The organism is Vibrio iocasae, from assembly GCF_042245395.1.
GTDB classification, from domain to species: Bacteria; Pseudomonadota; Gammaproteobacteria; order Enterobacterales; family Vibrionaceae; genus Vibrio; species Vibrio iocasae.
On record NZ_CP145310.1, the window covers coordinates 964,846 to 987,179 of the forward strand.

The 22,334-nt window shown below is 42.4% G+C and carries 19 protein-coding genes; 12 read left to right on the forward strand and 7 right to left on the reverse strand.

The annotated features are described in order from the left end of the window. The first annotated feature begins 12 nt into the window (after positions 1 to 12). Positions 13 to 1,533: a glycerol-3-phosphate dehydrogenase gene (gene glpD, locus SNR28_RS04330; RefSeq protein ID WP_375749797.1), complete on the forward strand. Its 1,521-nt coding sequence runs from the start codon at positions 13 to 15 to the stop codon at positions 1,531 to 1,533. 59 nt (positions 1,534 to 1,592) lie between these two features. Here glpD and SNR28_RS04335 read toward each other — a convergent pair whose 3' ends face one another. Beyond that, positions 1,593 to 1,913, reverse strand: a complete 321-nt coding sequence (locus tag SNR28_RS04335; protein ID WP_375749798.1) for a heavy metal-binding domain-containing protein — start codon at positions 1,911 to 1,913, stop codon at positions 1,593 to 1,595. Positions 1,914 to 1,976: 63 nt separating this feature from the next. Continuing rightward, positions 1,977 to 2,882 carry a LysR substrate-binding domain-containing protein gene (locus SNR28_RS04340; protein WP_375749799.1) on the reverse strand — a complete coding sequence of 302 codons (906 nt, stop codon included), beginning with the start codon at positions 2,880 to 2,882 and terminating at the stop codon, positions 1,977 to 1,979. Between the two features lie 91 nt (positions 2,883 to 2,973). Here SNR28_RS04340 and SNR28_RS04345 point away from each other — a divergent pair, with 91 nt between their 5' ends. After that, the gene (locus tag SNR28_RS04345; RefSeq protein ID WP_375749800.1) at positions 2,974 to 3,897 is read left to right on the forward strand and encodes a DMT family transporter; all 924 of its coding nucleotides are present in this window, start codon (positions 2,974 to 2,976) and stop codon (positions 3,895 to 3,897) included. Between the two features lie 20 nt (positions 3,898 to 3,917). On the opposite strand, the gene SNR28_RS04350 is transcribed toward SNR28_RS04345, so the two are convergent. After that, a complete protein-coding gene (locus SNR28_RS04350) occupies positions 3,918 to 6,791 on the reverse strand; it encodes an HD domain-containing phosphohydrolase (protein ID WP_375749801.1) in 2,874 nt (957 codons plus the stop codon). 235 nt (positions 6,792 to 7,026) lie between these two features. Here SNR28_RS04350 and SNR28_RS04355 point away from each other — a divergent pair, with 235 nt between their 5' ends. Beyond that, positions 7,027 to 7,770: a phosphatase gene (locus SNR28_RS04355; RefSeq protein WP_375749802.1), complete on the forward strand. Its 744-nt coding sequence runs from the start codon at positions 7,027 to 7,029 to the stop codon at positions 7,768 to 7,770. A 52-nt stretch (positions 7,771 to 7,822) separates the two neighbouring features. Here SNR28_RS04355 and SNR28_RS04360 read toward each other — a convergent pair whose 3' ends face one another. Further along, complete coding sequence (locus SNR28_RS04360; RefSeq protein ID WP_375749803.1) at positions 7,823 to 8,206, reverse strand: VOC family protein; 384 nt, start codon at positions 8,204 to 8,206, stop codon at positions 7,823 to 7,825. Further along, the gene (locus SNR28_RS04365; protein ID WP_375749804.1) at positions 8,206 to 9,138 is read right to left on the reverse strand and encodes a LysR family transcriptional regulator; all 933 of its coding nucleotides are present in this window, start codon (positions 9,136 to 9,138) and stop codon (positions 8,206 to 8,208) included. The genes SNR28_RS04360 and SNR28_RS04365 overlap by 1 nt, the downstream gene beginning before the upstream one ends. Before the next feature lie 185 nt (positions 9,139 to 9,323). Here SNR28_RS04365 and SNR28_RS04370 point away from each other — a divergent pair, with 185 nt between their 5' ends. Together SNR28_RS04370 and tdh are read left to right on the forward strand one after the other, a co-directional pair. Continuing rightward, on the forward strand, positions 9,324 to 10,520 hold the full coding sequence (locus SNR28_RS04370; RefSeq protein WP_375749805.1) for a glycine C-acetyltransferase: 1,197 nt from the start codon (positions 9,324 to 9,326) through the stop codon (positions 10,518 to 10,520). Positions 10,521 to 10,538: 18 nt separating this feature from the next. Then, complete coding sequence (gene tdh, locus SNR28_RS04375) at positions 10,539 to 11,570, forward strand: L-threonine 3-dehydrogenase (protein WP_375749897.1); 1,032 nt, start codon at positions 10,539 to 10,541, stop codon at positions 11,568 to 11,570. A gap of 59 nt (positions 11,571 to 11,629) precedes the next feature. On the opposite strand, the gene SNR28_RS04380 is transcribed toward tdh, so the two are convergent. Further along, positions 11,630 to 13,090 carry a hypothetical protein gene (locus tag SNR28_RS04380; RefSeq protein ID WP_375749806.1) on the reverse strand — a complete coding sequence of 487 codons (1,461 nt, stop codon included), beginning with the start codon at positions 13,088 to 13,090 and terminating at the stop codon, positions 11,630 to 11,632. 249 nt (positions 13,091 to 13,339) lie between these two features. Between SNR28_RS04380 and SNR28_RS04385 the strand changes: the two genes are divergently transcribed. Then, the gene (locus tag SNR28_RS04385) at positions 13,340 to 13,636 is read left to right on the forward strand and encodes a Dabb family protein (RefSeq protein ID WP_375749807.1); all 297 of its coding nucleotides are present in this window, start codon (positions 13,340 to 13,342) and stop codon (positions 13,634 to 13,636) included. A 62-nt stretch (positions 13,637 to 13,698) separates the two neighbouring features. Here the strand turns inward: SNR28_RS04385 and glgC are convergent, their stop codons facing one another. Continuing rightward, entirely contained in the window at positions 13,699 to 14,916 is a 1,218-nt protein-coding gene (gene glgC, locus SNR28_RS04390) for a glucose-1-phosphate adenylyltransferase (RefSeq protein WP_375749808.1), read from the reverse strand. Between the two features lie 290 nt (positions 14,917 to 15,206). On the opposite strand from glgC, the gene SNR28_RS04395 reads away from it, so the two are divergent. From SNR28_RS04395 to SNR28_RS04420, 6 genes are all read left to right on the forward strand, one after another. Next, positions 15,207 to 15,959: an outer membrane lipoprotein-sorting protein gene (locus SNR28_RS04395; protein WP_375749809.1), complete on the forward strand. Its 753-nt coding sequence runs from the start codon at positions 15,207 to 15,209 to the stop codon at positions 15,957 to 15,959. Between the two features lie 9 nt (positions 15,960 to 15,968). Continuing rightward, positions 15,969 to 17,198 carry an ABC transporter permease gene (locus tag SNR28_RS04400; protein WP_375749810.1) on the forward strand — a complete coding sequence of 410 codons (1,230 nt, stop codon included), beginning with the start codon at positions 15,969 to 15,971 and terminating at the stop codon, positions 17,196 to 17,198. Next, a complete protein-coding gene (locus SNR28_RS04405) occupies positions 17,188 to 18,417 on the forward strand; it encodes an ABC transporter permease (RefSeq protein WP_375749811.1) in 1,230 nt (409 codons plus the stop codon). The genes SNR28_RS04400 and SNR28_RS04405 overlap by 11 nt, the downstream gene beginning before the upstream one ends. 13 nt (positions 18,418 to 18,430) lie before the next feature. Further along, positions 18,431 to 19,132 (forward strand): ABC transporter ATP-binding protein, encoded by a 702-nt coding sequence (locus SNR28_RS04410; RefSeq protein ID WP_375749812.1) that lies wholly within the window; start codon positions 18,431 to 18,433, stop codon positions 19,130 to 19,132. Continuing rightward, on the forward strand, positions 19,132 to 20,295 hold the full coding sequence (locus SNR28_RS04415) for a hypothetical protein (protein WP_375749813.1): 1,164 nt from the start codon (positions 19,132 to 19,134) through the stop codon (positions 20,293 to 20,295). The genes SNR28_RS04410 and SNR28_RS04415 overlap by 1 nt, the downstream gene beginning before the upstream one ends. Before the next feature lie 482 nt (positions 20,296 to 20,777). Next, positions 20,778 to 22,166 carry an alpha-amylase family glycosyl hydrolase gene (locus SNR28_RS04420; RefSeq protein ID WP_375749898.1) on the forward strand — a complete coding sequence of 463 codons (1,389 nt, stop codon included), beginning with the start codon at positions 20,778 to 20,780 and terminating at the stop codon, positions 22,164 to 22,166. The last annotated feature ends 168 nt before the right edge of the window (positions 22,167 to 22,334 follow it).

Here is a 22,334-nt window from a genome sequence, read left to right on the forward strand (position 1 = left end):
TAAGAGGTTAAAATGACGAGTAGCAAAACTAACTATGATGTTGTAGTAATTGGTGGCGGAATAAATGGTGTTGCCACTGCATCTGATGCGGCAGGAAGAGGACTAAAAGTAGCGCTGTTTGAGATGAATGATCTTGCATCAGCTACGTCGTCTGCGAGTAGTAAGCTTATCCACGGTGGTTTGAGATACCTGGAACATTACGAGTTCAGATTGGTGAGTGAAGCACTGGCTGAGCGCGAAGTGCTACTGAAGAATGCTCCTCATCTTGTTTCTCAGCTTAGATTCAGGTTACCGCATCGACCTCATTTGCGTCCTGCCTGGATGATAAGGGCAGGCCTCTTTCTTTATGACAATCTTGGCAAAAGAGTATCACTTAAAGGCAGTCATGGTCTGAAGTTCGGAGAAACCGATCCTTTGTTACCCGAAATGAAAAAAGGGTTCGAATACTCAGATTGCGCTGTCGACGACGCTCGTTTAGTTGTTATTAACGCAAAGTTGGCGGAGGAGAAAGGCGCAGAGGTGTTTACTCGCCATAAATGTGTTGGAGCAGAACGTTTAAACGATGGTTGGAGTATTACCGTCGAAGATACTCATTCGGGTGAAATCAAAAAGGTTACAGCGAAAGCGTTAGTTAATGCGGCTGGGCCGTGGGTAGATAAGTTCTACGATAGCCAATTGAAAATGCGCGCTCCTCGTGGCATACGTCTTGTAAAAGGTAGCCATGTCATCGTACCTAAGATGTATGAAGGTGATTACGCGTTTATCCTACAGAATCAGGATGGACGTATTGTGTTTGTGCTGCCATATCTCGATAAGTACTCAGTCATTGGTACAACAGACGTTGAGTACAACGGTGATCCATCAGAAGTCGAAATCGACAAAGATGAAATCGAATACCTATGCGATATTGTTAACCAGCACTTTGTAGAAAAAGTCTCTCCTGAAGATGTTGTTTCCACGTGGTCAGGGGTTCGACCATTGTGTGAAGATGAATCTTCTGACGCACAAGCCGTTACTCGCGATTACACCATCGAACTAGAGGATGAACTTGACGACGCTCCGCTGCTTTCGATTTTTGGCGGCAAACTTACCACTTATAGGAAGTTAGGCCAGGCAGCTGTTGACAAACTGGCACCGTATTTCCCGCAAATGTCAGCTCCATGGACAAAAGAGGCTACATTGCCGGGAGGAGACTTCTCTAGCAGAGAGAATTTGATTGCGGCGTTAACAAGCCAGTACCCATGGGTTGACCAACAAACAATTAAACGTTGGGTGAAAGCTTACGGTACATTAAGTGATGCTTTCCTTTCAGGAACAAACAGCCTCGAAGATTTGGGAGAGCATTTTGGCCATGGATTGTATCAATCTGAGGTCGATTACCTAGTAAGTAGTGAATGGGCTATGACGACAGAAGATATCCTATGGAGACGTTCAAAGCTTGGTTTGGAATTTAGCCCAGAACAAGAAGAGAGGTTGGCAGGGTATCTTGAAAATGCTCTTGCACCTACAGAGGCACTTCAAGACGCCAGTTAACCTTTTTAATCATATCCGAACAAAAAGAGAAGCAACTTTGCTTCTCTTTTTTATGTTAGTCAGTTGACGACAACTGCTGTTCCGCTAGCAGAAACCATAAGCATGCCGTTGCCCTGGCCAAGCACTTCGTAATCAAGATCAACACCAACAACCGCATTTGCACCAAGGTCATGAGCTTTCATTTTAAGTTCTTCTAAAGCGATTTCTCTTGCACGTTGCAATTCTCTTTCATAAGTGCCTGAACGCCCACCGACAAGATCCCGAATTCCGGCAAACATATCTTTAAACATGTTAGCACCCAAAATAGCTTCGCCAGCGATAACCCCTTTGTAGGCGACAATACGCTTTCCTTCGACAGATTGAGTAGTTGTGATAATCATATTAGCTCCATTTAATAGAAGTTAGGCTTGGTTGATTTAATAATAGTTGTGAATCACTGGTTATCATAAAGGACTATTTTCATTCTGATCAAACTCTTTGTGTAACCAGGAACGCAACGCAAGAACACTTTCTAAACGTAGTTTTTCTGGTAGACATGCAAAATAAAAGCTCTGGTTCGGATTGAGAACTGGTTTACCGACTTCTGCCAACATTCCGTGCTCAACTTCGTCTTTTACAAAAAGTCGGTGGGTGACAAACACGCCTAATTTTCGCTTTGCTGCCTGCACACCCTGTAGAGAAGAGGTAAAGCTAAGACTGTTTCGTCGGCTTGGTACTTTAACATTGTTGTCATTACACCAGACACACCAGTCCTCTTTACGTCTTTCGTTGTTAGCAAAAATGGCAGGGTACGAACTTAGAAGGGACTCTGGGGAATCGCGTTCAGTTAAGATGTCAGGATGACAAACAAGCACTAATTCATCGTCGCCTAATTTATCGCAATAGTAGTCTTGCCACTCATCGGGGACACCGTGCACCAAAGTAACATCCACACCCTCTTTTTCCATATCGAATGGACCAATGATGTTAGAAATACGGATGTCGAGATTAGGCGCAATTTCCTGAAAGATCTGAACTCGGGGTATCCACCAGTGCATGGTGAGAGAGGCCACCATATTGACATTAAGGCGGTTGGGGTTAGCTGGCTCTTGCAACTCTTCACTGGCGTCAACAATTTGTTCTAGAGCTGGAGCGACCTTACGATAATATTTTTTACCCAAAGCATTAAGTTCAACCCGACGGCCTACACGCCTGAAAAGAGCTACGCCAAGTAAATTTTCCAGACTTTTTATTGATTGGCTCACTGCTGAATGACTTACACTAAGAACAGTTGCTGCATCAGTCATGCTGCCAGTCTCGGCAACAGCGATAAATACATAGATCGATTTTAAAGGGACTAATGTTCTCATATGTTAGCTTTTCTTACAGGTTTGTTTAATATTACTCGTTTTTAATTGATACGTCATTCTCCTAGAATACAGACACCTAAGGAGAAGAAATATGCCATCTGAATATCGTCCAGCCCTGTTTATGTTAGTTTCAACCTTGAGTCTCTCGGTTAATGGGCTCGCGGCAAAGTATCTCGCTGCTTTGGTAAGTACTGAATGGCTAAGCTTTATTCGATTTCTCATTCCTGCTTTTCTGGTCTTTCTCATCCTGAGTTTTTCGAAAATCCGAGTACCTCATCGAAGTATGTGGACGCCATTAATCACGCGAGGAATCTCTATCGCCGCTTGCCAGGTTTGCTTTCTGATCGCTTTAGAAAAGCTAACACTCGTTGAGAGTGTCGTTCTGTTTGCGACTGGCCCTTTGTTTATTCCATTATTAGAAAGAATTTTTTTTGGTGTGAAGGTCAGATTGATAACAAAAGTTGGGTTGTTGCTTACCTTTTTCGGTGTGGTATTGCTTGCAGGAAATCCATCAGGTTTGACCATAAAGCCTGAACTTTTATGGGGATTAGCCGCAGGGGTATGTAATGCAGGCTCTCAATTAAGCTTATTCCGCTCGTCTAAAAGCGCATTGACACCATTAGAAATTAACGCGTGGGGATTTACCATAGCAGCCGTCTGTATATTGCCTCTTTTGATAACAAATGGTTTGTCGTCTGAAGACATAGCTACTATCACTTCACCAACAGAACATCTTGATGTTTGGGCGGCTGTCGTGGCACTTGCTTTGCTCATCATCAATACTCAGTATTTCCGGGCCAAAGCGTATCAACTGGTGAGCAATAACTCGCAGTTAGCTCCGCTTATTTTTACTAATCTGATATTTACTGCGTTATGGCAAAAGCTCTTTTTTAATGACGAGTTCACCGCTTATCAGGTTTGGGGAATTGCATTGATCATCGGAGCGAGCATGATACAAGTACTTGTCGTCTCTTCTGCAAAATCTAAAAACAAGAGCCAGCTTGCCCACAGATAATACTTATAGCGATCGTTTCCTTATGAGCTGTATTGGTTAGCGATATACTCTTTAACTTTTTTAATGTGACTCGCTCTGTCGACCTCAACTATTTGAGACGCTTTTAGATACTCGTTAGCATACTCCTGGTCAATTTCATTGGTGATGAAAAGCAGATATAGCTTAGGATCGATATGGCCAGAGGTTGCAAAGCGTGTCATGATTTCCAGCGCTTCGCTCAGTGTATAAGCCTTCTTATAGGGTCTGTCACTGGAGGTTATCGCTTCAAATATGTCTGCTATAGCCATAACGCGTTCCTGAACAGAAAGGTCATCAATACCTAAACCTCTAGGATATCCTTTGCCATCTATCCGTTCGTGATGATTCCCCGCAATGTTCGGAACGTTCTTTAGGTGATCCTGATAAGGAAGTCGTTTTAACAGATTGATTGTCTGGATAATATGGTCGTTGATCATAAAGCGTTCTTCAGAGGTAAGCGTGCCATTCTCTACTGTGAGGTTATGTAACTCCCCTCTGTTATATTGAACGTCTGAAGGTTTAAGATTGTATTCGTCGTCCCAGTTTTTTCTTGGGTCGAGCGTTTCGTCCCAAGGGACAAGATGAACTTCTTTATCGCTGAGCAACGACTCTTCAGCGGGTGTAGGGGTAGGGTGACCGGCTCTTTCTTTCTCGACCCAAGATACACCAAGTTGGTCATCAAGGGTTCTGGTCCACGTCCTGGAAGCTATTAACTCAAGCTTTTCTTTGTCTTCCGGTGTAAGCGGTTTATTCCCTAGGTTGCAACTCGCTATGAAAGCAAACTCTTGATCGAGTTGGTTATGAAAATCAGCTAATTTTGCTTTTGAACCAGGCTCGTTGTTACCTTGACTTAATGCCTTCCAATAGTCTCTATCTGCTTGTATTTTCAGAAGTTCAAAACGCATTCTGACCTCGTGAATACGGTCATAAATAGTTTCCAGCTTAGTTGCTTTATCGACAATGTATTCCGGTGTCGTCACTTTGCCACAATCATGAAGCCATGCCGCGAGATTAAGCTCTTCCCAGTTTTCGGGAGTCATGGAAAAATCGGCAAAGTCCCCGTTGTCCTTTTCGGCTGCTTTTGTGAGCAATTTAGCAATTGCCGGAACCCGGTGACAATGGCTTCCGGTATAAGGAGACTTGGTATCGATCGCTTCAGCCATTAACTCGATAAAAGAAGAGACCATTCTCTTTTGGTGTTCTAACTGGTCGATGTTCTCTTTTGAAATCTGCGCGAAACTCAGTAATTCTCTCAAGAAAGCGTGTTTGTCTTTTTGCAAATCATTACAAGCCCGTTCATAACCCACGACTAGAATACCAACAAGTTTTTTCTGTCGGCTCAACATCGGGAACAAATAGGCTTCGCTGTTATAGAAAATGCTCTCGTAGTTTTTAATGATATTGTCTTTCTTAGTTAACGACACAATTTCGCCTTTAACCAGTTGGGCCTTCAGCCACGGTGTGCTTTCAAGCAGTTGATTGAGGCCTATTTTAAAGGGAATAATCGAGTGGTTTACTTCGGTTACGAATTGCTTTTCATTTTCGTTATATACCGAAAGCACTATAGTCTCCGCTTTAGTAATCAAATAACTTTGCTTGCTGATAGTTTTAGTGAGCTGTTCAAAATCGTGTCTTGACGCTGTTTCCTGCAGGAGTGTAAGCAGATCATGTAACGTGTGCTCCATAAGCTCGATAGAGTAGGTGAGCTCGTTTACTTCCTTAATAATACTTTTTGGATACCGGGTTTTCTTAAAGTGAAAACCCCGAATGTTTTCAGTCATCACACTTAGAATCTTAAGAGGCTTTGTTAAGCGCGACACAGTCAGCCAAATAATTACAAAACTCGCCATCAACATGAGTACGGCAGCCAGAATCTGTTTATCTCGCATCGATAGGAGGTCAAATAGCAACTCACTCTCAGGAGTCGCTTCTGCAAGAATTAATCTAATATGTTTAGTTAGGGTGACGGGGGTAAGAGTAACTGACCAACTTTGACCATCATATTGAACTTTTTCATAAATGATATTGCTGCTGTTTCTGTTCATTATCGGTGCGAATAGTTCATCGGTCGACTTGATCTGTGGGTTGTCCGAACCCGGCACATACTGATATCCGGCTATCAGGTTAAAACGAGAGTCAAACAGAGCAAGTTTGGTATGCCCAGAGATAGCGATGTTGCTTAGTTGATGGGAAAGGTTATCCAATGTTAAATCCGCGGCGACAACGGAATGACCATCCATTGATAAGCGTGACAGTGTGACTCCAGCCGTCTTTAAATAATAAAAATGATAAGGTTCGGTTAAAGCAATTTCTCCATCGGCTTTTGCATTGGTATACCATGGCCGCACTCGAGGGTCATACTCATTATCGTTCGAGGTTTTCTCTTCCGTTCTCACTAGTTCATCGTTGTAAAAAAGAAAATCATTACGTCCTGAGATGTTGGTGTAATTCAGCATCAAAGATGAGTTACTGTCAGAAGAATCAAATAGCTCTCGTGTTAATTGATTGCGAAGAGGTCGAAACTGCGTTGAATTTCCTTTTTCATCTCCATAAAAAAGCGCAACAAGTTCATCATTGCGTTGGAAGATCAATTGAAATGATTTTAACCACTGATGCTTACTGTCAATAGCGTCGGGGATGGGGGGAAGAGAACTAGTCGCCATCAGATCGAGCGTCGTGAGTATGGGAGAAATCTCTCTTTGAAAGGTGTTCTCTAGCTTGTCGGCATTTTCTTCACTCAATTCTTTTGATATTTGAGCAAGCAACTCTTGCGAATGATAATAACTTATCGTGATAAGACCACTTCCTAGTGCAATCGCCAGGAAAAGAAATAGAGTCGTTATATGAATGTTTAAAGAATACTTGCGCTTTGCCATGTCACTCTTCAATTAGTTATGCTCAATTCAAGTATTATTCATATGAATGGGATTGCAAAAAACTCGCGTAAAATTAGTTTGTTGAATGTATTTATTATTTCTAACTGTGATGTGTAACATCTAAATTTTGGAAACTATCTTTAATTTGATTTCATTTTAGGAATCAAAGAAACCGTGTTGTTGATCACAATTATTGGTACACTATTTCCATCGCGTCACTAAATTCCGAGGCTTTATGAAATTCGAGGTAGATACACATACGCATACCCTGGCTAGTGGACATGCATACAGTACCGTCATTGAAAACGCAAAAGCGGCAAAAGAGAACGGCATTAAGATGTTTTGCACAACTGATCACGCAAGCTCAATGCCTGGTGCGCCGCACTATTGGTTTTTTATGAACCAAAGCGTATTGCCGAGATTTATTTCTGATATTGCTGTGATTCGCGGAGTTGAATCCAATATTTTGAATGAGGCAGGGGACGTCGATATTCATCCCAGAGCTTCTGAAAAATTAGACTGGGCAATAGCTAGCTTCCACGAACCTGTTTTCGCACCAAAAAATAAAGCGGCACATACAACAACACTTATTAATGTCATCAAAAGTGGACGCGTTGATGCACTTGGCCATTTAGGAAACCCGAGTTTCGATTTCGACTTTGAAGAAGTTATCGGTCACGCAAAAGAACATAACGTTGCCATAGAAATCAACGCAAGCTCTTTAAAAGGTCATAGTAGGATAGGAAGTATAGAACGTTGCTATGCCATTGCTGAAGTGGCTCGAGATATAGGCGCTTACATCACAACGGGGAGTGACGCTCACTTCTGTGATGCAATAGGAAAACTTGAATTAGCTGAGACGCTACTAGAGTCGGTAAATATGCCGACCAAGCAAATCATCACGACTAACGCCCGACAATTCCTCGACTTTTTACAGTTACGCGGTCACGAAAAAATCGAAGAATACACTCACCTATAAGTTTGCCTTCTATAGTTTTCCGCTCGACTTACAATAACTATGAATCAGAGCTCTATTCTTGATAGAGCTCTAAAGGCAAATTATCCGGGTCTTTAAAGAAGGTAAATTTTTTACCGGTATACTCATCTATCCGAATCTCTTCGACTTCAATAAGTTTGGACTCCAAATAAGCTTTGCTCTCTTCTACAGATTCAACAACAAATGCCAGATGTCTCAGTCCCTGTGCTTCAGGTGAATTGGGCCTTTTAGGTGCTCCCGGAAATGAGAACAACTCTATCTGCCCTCCATCAGGTAGAGCCAGATCCAATTTATAAGAGTCTCTTTGCTCACGGTAGTTTTCCGCAATTATTTTCAGTCCGAGAACTGTGGTGTAAAACTCTTTAGATGCCTCGTAATCGGAACAAATAATAGCTGTATGGTGAATTTTTTTTAACATTAAACTTCCTCATTCATAAGCGTTTTCGGGAGATGAAACATGACGTAATCAATAAAGGTTCGTACTCTCGCAGGCAAATAGTTGGTTTGTGCGTATTGAAGCGCGACGATACCGTGATAATTACCTTTAACCGTCCAGTCTGATAAAACCTCAACAACTTCGCCTTTTAACAAAGCATCTTTAACCACGAAGTCATGAAATATTCCGATGCCAAGCCCATTTTTTACTCCATTAAGGCGCATCTGAGAGTGGTTAACCGCATAACGACCTGATACTGGAACAGAGATGAGTGTTTCACCCTTTAAGAAGCTCCATATATGGTCTGTTTCCGTTTCAGCGAGGTATAAGCAATCATGGTTTTCAAGTTCGTTTGGATTAAGTGGTTTACCGTTTTTCTGCAGATATTCTGGGCTTGCACATAACACAAGACGAGTTTTCCCGACCTCTTTTAGTACCAGGTTTTCGTCTGGCTTGTCGGTTAATCGAAATGCCACATCTATTTTGTTTGCGAAAATATCAATCGCGCCATCTGCGGCACGAAGTTTTAACTGAATGTCGGGGTGTGTTTTCAAAAAGGGGATAACTAAAGGTTGTAACACGTCATTCAGAAACGCTTCGGGAGCGGCCACCGTGATTGGTCCAGAGGCAACATCATGGTCTTTATTACTAATATCGATCACTTGCTGAGCTGAATTAGCCATCATCACGCATTGCTTATAAATCTTTTCCCCTGCGTCCGTCACTATCAGTTTACGAGTGGTTCTTTCAAGTAGTTTTACCGATAACGCTTTTTCCAGTCTTGTGATGGTTTTACTAAGAGCTGAGGGCGTTACTCCGAGTTTTTTCGCCGCTACCGTAAAACTTTTTTCCTGAACAACTAAAATGTAAGCAGCGAGGTCCGGTAAAAGGCTGATAAGTTGATTTGAGGGCATAACTTTCCTTGATTGGGTTATTGTTGCCTGAGATTCATTAATGTTTTTCCATCCGTAGGGATAATAGTATCAAACAGATTCAATTAGAATAGTTTTACACTGTAAATGTTTTACAAATAATGTGAGTTTAGGTCTGTAACTTACTGTTTTAACGAAAACTATAATTAATATTAAGGAATGCTTGTATGACTACTGCATTTTACGATCAGATTAACCAGCAAATTGAAGAAGTAAAAGTGGAAGGGCTTTATAAGTCTGAACGCATCATTACTTCACAACAGCAAGCCTCTGTCTCTATCTCTACCGGCGAAGAAGTGCTTAATTTTTGTGCAAACAACTATCTTGGTCTGGCAAACCATCCTGACCTAATTGAAGCAGCGAAAGATGGTATGGATAAGCACGGCTTTGGTATGGCATCTGTTCGTTTTATATGTGGTACTCAAGATGCGCACAAAGAGTTGGAACAAAAGCTATCCGAATTTCTTGTTAAAGAAGACACCATCCTTTACACATCTTGTTTCGATGCTAACGCTGGCTTGTTCGAAACTATCCTGGGTAAAGAAGACGCGATTATTTCTGACGCACTAAACCACGCATCTATTATCGATGGCGTTCGTCTTTGTAAAGCAATGCGCTACCGCTATGCAAACAACAACATGGAAGAGCTTGAACAACAGCTTATTGCAGCGAACGAAGCTGGTGCTCGCCATAAATTGATTGTCACTGATGGCGTATTCTCTATGGATGGGGTAGTAGCGAACCTTCCTGCAGTTTGTGACCTTGCAGACAAATACGACGCGCTGGTCATGGTTGATGACTCTCACGCTGTTGGCTTTATGGGCCAGAATGGCCGAGGCACTCACGAGTATCATGATGTGATAGATCGAATCGATATCATCACAGGTACTCTGGGTAAAGCAATGGGTGGCGCTTCTGGTGGTTATACTGCTGGTAAAAAAGAAGTGATCGACTGGCTACGTCAGCGCTCTCGTCCATACCTGTTTTCTAACTCAGTGGCACCTTCTATTGTTTCTGCTTCTATTCGTGTACTTGATCTACTTAAAGAGAGTGGAGAACTACGCGACAGACTTTGGGATAATGCTGCACATTTCCGTGCTCGTATGGAAGCTGCTGGCTTTACAATGGGTGGTGCTGACCATGCGATTATTCCAATCATGCTTGGTGATGCAAAAGTCGCTGCAGAGTTCGCAGAGCGAGCACTTGCTAAAGGAATCTATGTTATTGGCTTCTCTTTCCCTGTAGTACCAAAAGGCCAGGCACGTATTCGTACTCAGATGTCAGCGGCACATTCTCGTGAGCAGTTAGATAAAGCGATCGATGCATTCATCGAGGTAGGTAAAGACATGGGTATTATCGCTTAAGCGCAGAGGAGCATGATGATGAAAATTAAAGCACTTGCAAAGCTTGAGCCTAAAGAAGGTATCTGGCTTACCGACGTAGAAATGCCAGAAGTTGGTCACAACGATCTGCTTATCAAGATCAAGAAAACGGCTATTTGTGGTACAGACGTACACATCTATAACTGGGATGAGTGGTCACAAAACACGATTCCAGTACCTATGGTTGTCGGCCATGAGTACGTTGGTGAGGTCGTTGGTATTGGTCAGGAAGTACGCGGATTCGAAATCGGTGACCGCGTCTCCGGTGAAGGCCACATCACCTGTGGTCATTGTCGAAACTGCCGTGGTGGCCGCACGCATTTATGTCGTAACACAGTCGGTGTCGGTGTGAACCGAACCGGAGCTTTCTCTGAATACTTAGTTATTCCAGCATTTAATGCCTTTAAAATACCTGCTGAAATATCTGACGATTTAGCCTCTATTTTTGACCCGTTTGGCAACGCTGTGCATACCGCACTGTCCTTCGATCTGGTGGGTGAAGATGTTTTGATCACGGGTGCAGGACCTATTGGTATTATGGCGGCAGCGGTGGCTAAACATGTTGGCGCACGCCATGTCGTTATCACAGATGTTAACGAATATCGACTCGATCTTGCTAAGAAGATGGGTGTGACTCGCGCAGTAAATGTTGCGAACGAAAGCCTTGAAGACGTAATGACTGATTTAGGCATGACAGAAGGTTTTGATGTTGGATTGGAGATGTCAGGAAACCCTTCTGCGTTTAACAGTATGCTTAAAGGTATGAATCATGGTGGACGAATCGCGCTTCTGGGTATCCCACCATCAGACATGGGTATCGACTGGAATCAGGTGATTTTCAAAGGCCTTATTATCAAGGGGATATACGGACGTGAGATGTTCGAAACCTGGTACAAGATGGCTTCATTGATTCAATCTGGCTTAGACCTTACTCCAATAATCACTCATCACTATAAGATTGATGATTTCCAGCAAGGGTTCGACGTTATGCGAAGCGGAGCCTCTGGAAAAGTTATTCTTGATTGGCAATAAAACCAACAGAAGCGCTCGTAAATGAGCGCTTTTTTATTACTTTATTACGTTAACAAACCCTAATCTATATTTAACTCGTCTCTGGAAGCTGGATTTATCGGCAGTTGATATAAGAACTCATCTGCACGTTTTAAGATCTCTTTGAAAATCGACATTTCCTTTCGGTGTAATAAATCAACGGAAAGCATATTTTCAATATTTCGCCAGCTGTTTGGCATTGTCAGAGTGTCGAACACAAAGTCGGTCTCTATATTAATATGGGACACCCAAGATCCAACTCGATGCTCCCAATACATCAAGTCAAGTGGGTCTAATCCCGAATTTGCAGCACTTTCAAAATCAACATCATGACAATACTCGGAGAAGGCTTTCTTTAACTCTCGTATATTAACAGGGTCGCTATAGAAGTGTTTTGCATTCTTCGCACCAGCGACAGACTTGTGATAGACCTTCGCTAACTCATCACCATAGTTAACATTTTCTCCCTCCAAGATGGAGTAGCCCTTATCACGGTAAAACGAACGGCCAATCTCATATGTATTCGAACGCAGATGTGTCGCACCATCCCCAATCAGGTCACGATAGGCTGGGACAAGGGCTGGACCGTGAGAATAGTATGTGGATTTCTTGATGTTGAAGAGATCAGGGTCTGATTTGTAACTCTCTCGGTCAAATACAATATGATCCAAACCGAATCGTTCAGCAATGAGCTTTGATACGTCGACATCAGCATCGAACCGACCGTGTTGTTTGTTGTGGTTTAAGTAAGTAATAAAACGTGTTTTATGCTTAAATTCCGGTACACATAAAATCAGTAGAGCAAGAGAGACGCGACTGTCTAACCCACCAGTAAGCGTCAGACACACTTTGTTCTTTCGCTTATATAGCTCTGGCAAAAGATTCCTGGCAGAAAGAATGAAGTCTTCAGCAGCTTCTTTAGGTGAACGCGCAGTAACCGAGAGAGGCATCTGCCCAGGATAAAATCGTCTAACTCCTTTTTCCAACTCCAACGCGGTATTAGGTGTCAACATTTTCACGCCTTTAAGCGGTGTCCTGTTACCCGGATAACCCCACTTTAATGGGAACTCGTTGTTTAGAATTGAGCTGAGTAGATAAGGGTGTGAAGCACAAACCGATTTTCTTGAACTTGTGTAAAACACTGCTTTTGAAGCTGTTGCATCGGGTAACACAACAGTTTTTCCATCATTATGGTAGATGATACAAAAACGGCCCCAGACGTTTTTTAGCGTTGAATAGAATCTAGCTTCATCAACTTCAAGCGAAGAGCATAATAGTGCAAGTACATCACCCATACTTGTTTCCGGGATATTATCCAGATAAGCATCGCCAAGAATGGCGACTGTTCCACCATATTGTGTTGATGAACTCAACAACTTGAGCCCACTGTCATGGCTAATGGTAAAAGCACCAAAATTAACAATATTAAAATCGGGTGGCGTAATGTTATGCGATACCGCATATTCGGTTGAAACTATAAATCCGAGTGGAAACTCTTTCATATTGTTATCTGCTGCTGTTTACTGTCTTCTGGGCAAAATCTATTCAATAATATTAATATTGAAGCGCTCGAAAATTATATTAGCCTCTGTTCGTCGTCAAGAAGATGAATCCATATGATACAAATACTTACCTTGCCCTAACACATTCGGAATTTAAGATTTCCGCGACAAATAGTAATGGCTATTTATATTGGAATTCATTAGGGTAATTAACATTCGAAATAGCAAGCCCACTTCCCGAGGAACAAAATGATCAGACATATCCTTCTCATCAAATTTAAAGAATCAGCCGAACAAGAGGCGATAGAGAGATTGATGGCTCTTTTTAAAGCCATGCCCGAGAAAGTACAGGGTGTTACGTCAGTAGAGTGGGGGATTAATGACAGCCCGGAGCACAAGAACAAAGGTTACACACATAGCGTGTTTATGACTTTTGCTGACGAAGCAGGTAGGCAAAATTATCTGCCTCACCCTGAACATGATGCGCTGAAGCAAGTTTTTCGCCCGTTGCTGGAAGATGTTATCGTCTTCGATTATCAGGCTTAAGCGCGATGATTATTATGTTAGATATATAGAATGGGCTCTACCAGAGCCCATTTGCTAGTAGGTTACTCAAATACGTAAGACTCAGGAACCACTACAATACCTTCCTCTGAGATCTTAAAGCGTTTCGCATCTTCTGCTTTATTGACACCAATTTTTGTTCCCGCCGGAATCTTCACGTGCTTGTCGATAATGCAGTTCTTCAGTTGGCACTCTTCTCCTACTTCAACATGATCAAACAAAATGCTATCGGACACCGTCGCGCTGTTTTCTATCCTTACGTTAGAAGACAATACCGAGTTTTGTACCGAACCTCCTGAAATGATTACGCCACTGGATATGATTGAGTTAATAAAGATGCCCTCATTCCCAGTTACCGATGAAACGGTTCTTGCTGGTGGCAACTGAGGCTCATAAGTTCTTATCGCCCAGTCACTCTGATACAGGTCCATCGGTGGAACCGGCTTAAGCAAGTCCATATTAGCCTGATAGAAAGAATCAATTGTACCCACATCGCGCCAGTAAGCATCCCGTGTAACACGACCTGTTTTCTCCCCAAAACGGTGAGCATAAACGCCTTCTTTATCGATAAGCTTAGGAATAATATCTTTACCAAAATCATTGCTGGAATTTGGATCTTCTGCGTCTTGTTCAAGTGCTTCAATAAGGGCATCAGTCGTAAAAATATAGATGCCCATCGATGCTAGGCTCTTATCAGGATCAGAAGGAACCGGTTGAGGATTATCAGGCTTTTCAGCGAACGCAATGATCTTCTGTTTTTCATCGATAGACATAACCCCGAACGATTTTGCTTCTTCTAAAGGTACTTCCATACAGGCAATTGTCAGGTCTGCATTGTTCTCTTTATGCTTTCTCAACATGGGTTCGTAGTCCATCCGGTAAATGTGATCTCCGGATAGCACCACGACATATTTGGCTTCACTTCGGGATAGTAACCACAAGTTTTGATAAATAGCGTCAGCAGTACCGCTATACCATTTATCACCTTTACGCATCTGAGGCGGTACAACCGTAATGTACTCACCCAGTTCAGGGTTGAATACGGACCACCCATCACGCAAGTGTTTCTGTAATGAATGAGACTTATATTGAGTCAGAACTAAAATCCTTCTTAGTCCAGAATGCAAACAGTTGGTCAATGTAAAATCGATGATTCTATATTTCCCACCAAAAGGTACTGCGGGTTTTGCCCTATTATCGGTCAATGGAGAAAGTCGTGAGCCCATACCGCCTGCGAGTACTACCGTAAGTGTTTCCTGCATAGTTCTAATCCCTGATCATGTGCATTGTTAATATCTACCAATCAAGAATTAAGCCACTAATTAATACCCATAGTAACAACAACTTATATTTTTACGCACATTAAGATGAACTAATTTGGGGAGTGAAAAAATGATGACGCACCAGTATTGTGCATTTGAGTTTTTCTAGAATTAGCGTGCGGTCCTAAAATCGTACAAGATTCTCTCAGTATTTGTGGGGTTATCGAATGTTTGCACTAAATTGAGTGCTATTCTTAAATTAATGAATTCATAGATATAGCGAAGATGTTATGCGTACTTTGTTCACAGTAATAACCTTTGTTTTTTCTCTTTCGATTAATCATGCGGTCGCATTAACCGCATCAGAGATCGTAGAAAAATCTGATCAGCAAATGCGCGGAGATTCAAGCTATACCGAGATGACCATGCGCATCATCCGTCCCGACTGGACCAGAAGTATGAGCATGAAAAGTTGGACCAAGGGACAGCAACTCTCATTAGTTTTAGTTACAGCACCAGCTAAAGATAAGGGTAGTGCATCCCTAAAAAGGCATCGTGAGATGTGGAACTGGATTCCTAACATTGAACGAATTATTAAAATTGCACCTTCAATGCTTAGTCAGTCCTGGATGGGTTCAGACTTTACCAATGATGACTTGATAAACCAGTCTTCAATCGTTGTTGACTACCATCATCAACTAATCGGTGAAGAGGCGTTCGATGGCGAAGTAACCTACGTTATCGATGCTATCGCGAAGCCAGACGCTCCGGTGGTATGGAGCAAAGTCAGACTGTGGATTTCAAAGGCAAACCATCTTCAGCGTAAGGTTGAGTTCTACGACGAGTTTGAAGAACTGGTCAATCGTCTTCAGACTTTCGATATAAAGAACGTAGGTGGAAGAGAGTTCGCGACGCGAATGGAGATGATACCTGTCGATAAAAACGGCCATAAAACAGAAATCATTACTCACGAGGCGCAGTTTAATTTCAGCATTAAAGACGGTTTTTTCTCGCTTTCCCAAATGCAATCTTTACGTGATTAGGGTTTACCTATGTTGCTAAAGCTTTCCTGGAGAAACATCTGGCGACAAAAGCGCAGAACTTTATTGACGGCTCTGTCAGTCGCTCTCGCCTTGTTTCTATCGCTTCTGACACGATCACTCCAGGAAGGCACCTACTCAGCCAATATAGACAATGCAGCAAGGTTTTATACTGGCCTGATCCAGATACAACATCCGGATTTTGAAGAAAGCATGAGCATTGATGATGTCATACCCGGCTCAGGAGACTTGCTGCGTCTGCTTGAAGACAACAATACACTCACCCACATACTGCCAAGAATAGAGTCCGCAGCATTAGGCGCGGCTGGTGATAAGTCAAAAGGTGTACTTGTACTTGGTGTCAATCCAGAACTGGAGAACCAATACTCTAATATCAGCAAAAAATTAGTAGCCGGAGAGTTCCTGAGTTCAGAAGACCAAGAAGTGTTAATAGGACAGGGGCTAGCGGATTACCTAAACGTTAAAATTGGTGATGAACTTGTTTTGTACGGACAAGGTTACCGAGGTCAAACCGCAGCTGGCTTATACAGAGTAAAAGGAGTTTTGCACTATCCACTCACCCAACTCAATAGCCAAATTGTGTATATGCCTTTGTCTTTGGCTCAGACGCTTTATAGCACTGGAAATATGGTCACTTCATGGGTCCTGCATTCAGATGACCTTTCAAACTTGAAAGTATTGGGGAGCGACCTAAAAAATGAGCTGGGTTCACGTGCAAGAGTTCGAAACTGGGAAGAGCTTGCACCTGAAATGGCACAGCAAATTGCGATGGATAGAGCTGGAGGTATATTTCTGATTTACGTCCTTTACGGTGTGGTTGGCTTCGGACTGTTCGCGACAATAATGATGATGACAATGGAGCGACAGCGCGAGTTTGCCGTCATGCTTTCGACCGGTATGTTACGAGTGAAGATTGTTCAGCTCGTTGCTCTAGAGTCGTTCTTTATTGGCGTTATAGGTATTGTAATAGGTATCGTACTAGCAAGTCCGGTACTTGGTTATTTCTATGTTAATCCTATTACTCTTACTGGTGATACCGCCAGGATGATGGTCGAGTCCGGATTCGAGCCAGTTATGCCCGTATCTTTGGCACCGAATCTCGTTGCTGACCAAATACTCGCAGTTCTTCTTCTACTTCTAATCAGTTTGATCTACCCACTCACCTTTATCTATCGTCTGAACTTGGTCTCTGGTTTAAAAGGAGGTCGACATGCTAGTTAAGCTTGCATGGAAAAACATTTGGCGGAACAAACTCAGAACCGGGATCATGTTGAGCGCAATGACCTTCGGTCTTCTCGGTGTCGTGACCATGATGGGTTTCATGTCTGGCATGGTCGACAACATGGTACATAACGCTATTTCATGGCAAACCAGCCATATTCAGATTCATAATCAAAAGCAGCTCAGTAACCCTGATATCGAAGATGTTATCAACCATCCTCAAAAGGCGCTGAACTTCCTGTCAAAACAAGATGATATTCAAGCATGGAGTCCCAGATTTATTGTTCAGGGTATGATTGGTTCCGCCAGAAGCAACCGTAGCGTTAGAATTATTGGTGTTGAACCAGATAAAGAATCTTTAATCACACCGTTAGTAAACAGTGTTACTCAGGGACAATGGCTTCCAAGAGCCGGACGAAATCCAGTTTTAGTTTCAGAGAAAATCGCAAACAGATTGCGCTTGAGGATTGGCTCGAAGGTTGTGCTTACTTTTGCTGATGCTAGTAAAGATGTTACTGGTGCAGCTTTCCGGGTTTCAGGCATATTCCAAACGCCTTCGACCAGTTTTGATGATCAGAATATATATGTCCGGATTAAGGACATCCAAAAAATTGCAGGGATGACAGGGTTTCATGAAATTGCACTGTTGTATCGGTCTACAGACACAGAAGTCTCTTCAGAACTTCTCAATTCTAAAGTAAAAGAAATTAAAACGTTAACTGATGATACGACCTTAGTTCGCGATTGGAGAGAGATACAGCCTTTGCTTGCATCCATGATTTCAGCGATGGCGGTGAGCAATGGGATTATTCTGGGCATTTTTGTTTTAGCAATGTGCCTTGGCATCATTAATATCATGCTGATGTCTGTATACGAAAGAACACGGGAGTTTGGTGTACTCATGGCGGTGGGTATGAAAAAACATCAGATAATCTGGCTCATCATTTGTGAAAGCACATGGTTAGGTTTGTGCGGTGCAAGTCTGGGCTTGATTGTTAGCGAAACAATGATACAGATATTAGGCATAACCGGGCTGCCATTAGGTTCGATGGCGGAAGGTTTAGGCGCTTATGGCGTCGATACCATTCTTTATCCCCGCGTATCACTGTTCGAATACCAGATTATTTTCGTGACTGTTGTTTCTGCATCAGTTATCGCAGCAATCTATCCTGCAAGGCAGGTACTTAAAAAACGCCCTGCAGAAGCAATGGCTAGTTGAGGGTAACAACATAGTGACCATAGAAATTAACCAACTCAATAAAATCTATTCGCCAGACAGTGAATTTCCTGTTCACGCTGTACAGGACGTCAATCTTAATATTGATAAGGGAGAGTTTGTCGCCATCATGGGGCCATCTGGTTCAGGAAAAACCACGTTACTCAATATTATCGGAGGAATAGATTCACCAACGTCAGGTTCAGTCAATATCGACAGCTGCAACATCTGCAATCTAAGTGAAAAAGAGAAGATTACGTTTCGAAGAGATAATATTGGTTTTATCTTTCAAGATTACAGTCTTCTCCCTGTGTTAACCGCATTGGAAAATGTCGAGTTTGTGATGCAATTACAAGGTAGGAGCGAAGAAGAATCACGAACGCGAGCGTATGAGTTGTTAGATATGGTTGGCCTTAAGGACCAAATAAATAAGGTTCCTCCTTCTTTATCCGGAGGTCAACAGCAAAGAGTTGCGGTAGCCAGAGCTCTCGCGCCTTCTCCGAGGTTTGTGATAGCAGATGAGCCGACAGCGAATTTGGATGCACAAAGTACATCAGAGCTTCTAGATATCATGCAAAAACTCAACGAGAAAGAGGGAACGACGTTCATATTTTCCACTCACGATCCAAGGGTGATCAGCCGTGCTAAAAGAGTCATCGTGTTTGAAGATGGCAAACTTAAGCTAGACAAAACAAACATCCCCCCCAGAGAAAAGTGATGCGCTACTTCGTGCCAGTTTTGTTCATGTATTCCTCTGTAGCCAGCGCTCAAATTCCAGGGCTAGAGCCTGAAAAGCAATGGTCATTAGGCGGATATATAAAGTATATGCCCAGTTACTCTATTGTTGATGATGGACCTGACAGAAGCGACCAGCTCATTCATCAGCGGTTTAATTTTGAGTATCGCTTTAAATCAAAGACAAGAGTGAATGTAGGGGTAAGAAACCGGATATTCCAAGGCGATTCGGTGGAGCAACCTTTATTCTCTAAACTCGTTTCAAAAGATTACGGCTATATTGACCTGTCTAAAAACTGGTACGAAAACCGCAACACTATAGCGAATAGTCAGATAGACAGACTGTCTCTTACACACAACAAAGAAGACTGGCAGATAAGGGCAGGGCGCTTTCGTGTTAACTGGAGCATGAATACGATCTGGAATCCAAACGACGTATTTAATACCTACTCTGTCTATGATTTTGACTATCAGGAAAAGCCCGGTACTGACGCATTCTCTCTATCAAAACAACTGGGTTACGCTAGTCAGTTTGACGTTGTATATCACCCCAAGTCTGATTCAACTTCAGATAGTTGGGCGCTCCGATACTTACACAATCAGTCAGGTTGGGACATTCAATTGATTGGTGGACAGGCTTACGAGGACAACATTCTTGGCATGGGTGCTGCCGGAGATCGCTTCGGAGCAGGCCTTAGAGCTGAGATTAGCCATTTCATGCCCCATAATTCGGCCGGGAATAGCGACGAGAAAAACAACACTGTCATTAGTACTGAAGCCGACTATAGCTTTGGAGGAGAATATAACCTCTCGGTAAGAGGTGCCTATTTGTACGTAAAACAACCGCAAGAACCAACGAATGCAGCAGTCTATTTAAATCTCCCTCTCACCGCAAAAACCTTGAGTTTTACCAGACATACCATCTACAGCGAACTCAATTTTGATACATCTGCTCTCAACAAAGTTTCACTTGCCGGAATCTACTACCAGGAAAGTTCATACTACTTGTCACTCACGGATACCTATTCGCTCGCAAACGACTGGCAACTCATAGGCATCATTCAACGTTACTCGGGTAAGGATGATAGCTTGTTTGGAAAGAGTAGGAGTACGTTGTTATATTTACAAATTCGCTGGGATTTTTAGTAAGTATCGAGCTGCAACTTAAGTTAATCATCATGATTATGGATTTTATCCAAATACATATATGAATTTTATATTACATTAGTATTGCTGCTTTGGGGTTTCGGCTCCGGACATAACAACTCACCTATCTAATTGTTATTATTAATAATTAAATTAGTCAATTCGCGGAAATTGAACTTAAACATGTAATTATTCCTTGCCTTAAAAGCTCTTTACCTTCAACTACGCCCCTCAATTCCACCCCATTGAAAAACTAAAGGGGTGATATATCGTTCGAATTTACTTGTATAATAACAACATCTCTAACAGTTACATGCTTGAGTGATCTGCCAAAGATGGATTGTGATCCTCGCTAATAACTCAACTGGCTTGCTTTTTTCTCATTATTTTTTGCATTCATCAGCAAGCCCAATAGGAGAAGGACAATGAACGATTATTTAAATACCTGCATTGCTGACACAGCTTACTCTGAAAGCGATGCGATGACTGTCTACAGCTCACATAAAGAAGAAGTGGTAGGCAAACAACTAACAAACAACAAAACCGATGTCGTGCTTCACGCTTTCGATTGGACATATCGTGATGTCACAGCCCGAGCCGAAGAGATAAGCGACCTTGGTTATAAGTCGGTTTTAGTTTCACCACCAATGAAATCCTTTAAACATGAAAAAGGCACTCAATGGTGGCAGAGATACCAGCCTCAAGATTATCGCGTTATCGATAACCAACTCGGGAATACCCAAGACTTCATTTATATGGTCGAAACCCTCAGATTATTTGGAGTGAGGGTTTACGCTGACATCGTTTTTAACCATATGGCTAACGAGTCAAAGAAAAGGAAGGATCTCCAGTATCCCTGTAAAACAGAGATTAAGAAATACCAGGAGCAATGGGATGACTATAAGTCTCAGGTGCTGTTTGGTGATTTATCTGAACCTCTGTTTAATGAAGAGCATTTTGTCACAGCCTTTGGTATTACCGATTGGAAAGACCGCTGGGAAGTGCAAAATGGTCGAATTACCGGCGGTCCAGACGATCCGGGATTACCTACACTAAAGGTCTGTAAACACGTAGTTGAGCAGCAGAAAAACTATCTTAGGTCACTTAAAGAGATAGGAGTAAAAGGGTTTAGAATCGATGCTGCAAAACACATGGCTCTGGATCATCTTAAGCAGGTATGGACCGAAGAAATTACTGACGGTATGCACATCTTTGGAGAGATAATTACCGACGGTGGTGCGACAAAAGAAGAGTACGAGTTGTTCCTGAAACCTTACCTTTCTGAAACGCGGTTAGGCGCTTATGACTTCCCACTGTTTAATACTGTGTTTGAAGCCTTCAAAAAAGACGGAAGTATGGAATCGCTGATCGATCCGTACTGTTTTGGACAGGCATTGTCTAATCACCGTGCGATTACTTTTGTCATCACTCACGATATCCCTAACAATGACGTCTTCATGAATCTGGTCATGGATGAAGAAGATGAATGGTTGGCGTACAGCTATATTCTTGGTCGAGATGGCGGAGTTCCGCTCGTATATACCGATCTCGATACCAGTGGCATAAAGGGTGAAGACAATTTGCCTCGTTGGATCGGTGCATGGAAAGATGAGCGTATGCAGAAGATGATCGCTTTCCACAATGAGGTACATGGCCAAAAAATGATTCCGGTTGCAGCGGATAAAGACATACTGGTTTTTGCTCGTGGGGAAAAAGGCCTTGTCGCGATCAATAAGTCGGACTCACCGCTAGTGGTTGATTTCGAATGGCATAGCGATATGCAAGACATTCTGAGTGGACAACAATACCAGATTGAAGACAATGAACTGAATCTTGTGATTGACGCCAAGTCTTCTATGATGCTGCTATAGCTTTATAAACAGTCGCAAATAAAGAACAGTAAAAAGGGAGCAACATGCTCCCTTTTACGATCTGAATAATCTTAACTTTAGAATTCGCCTCTTTATACTCACCCAAAGCCAATCCCTACGTTTTCGCGCGTAATGTTAAATAACAATTACTGTATTTTTATTATGTCA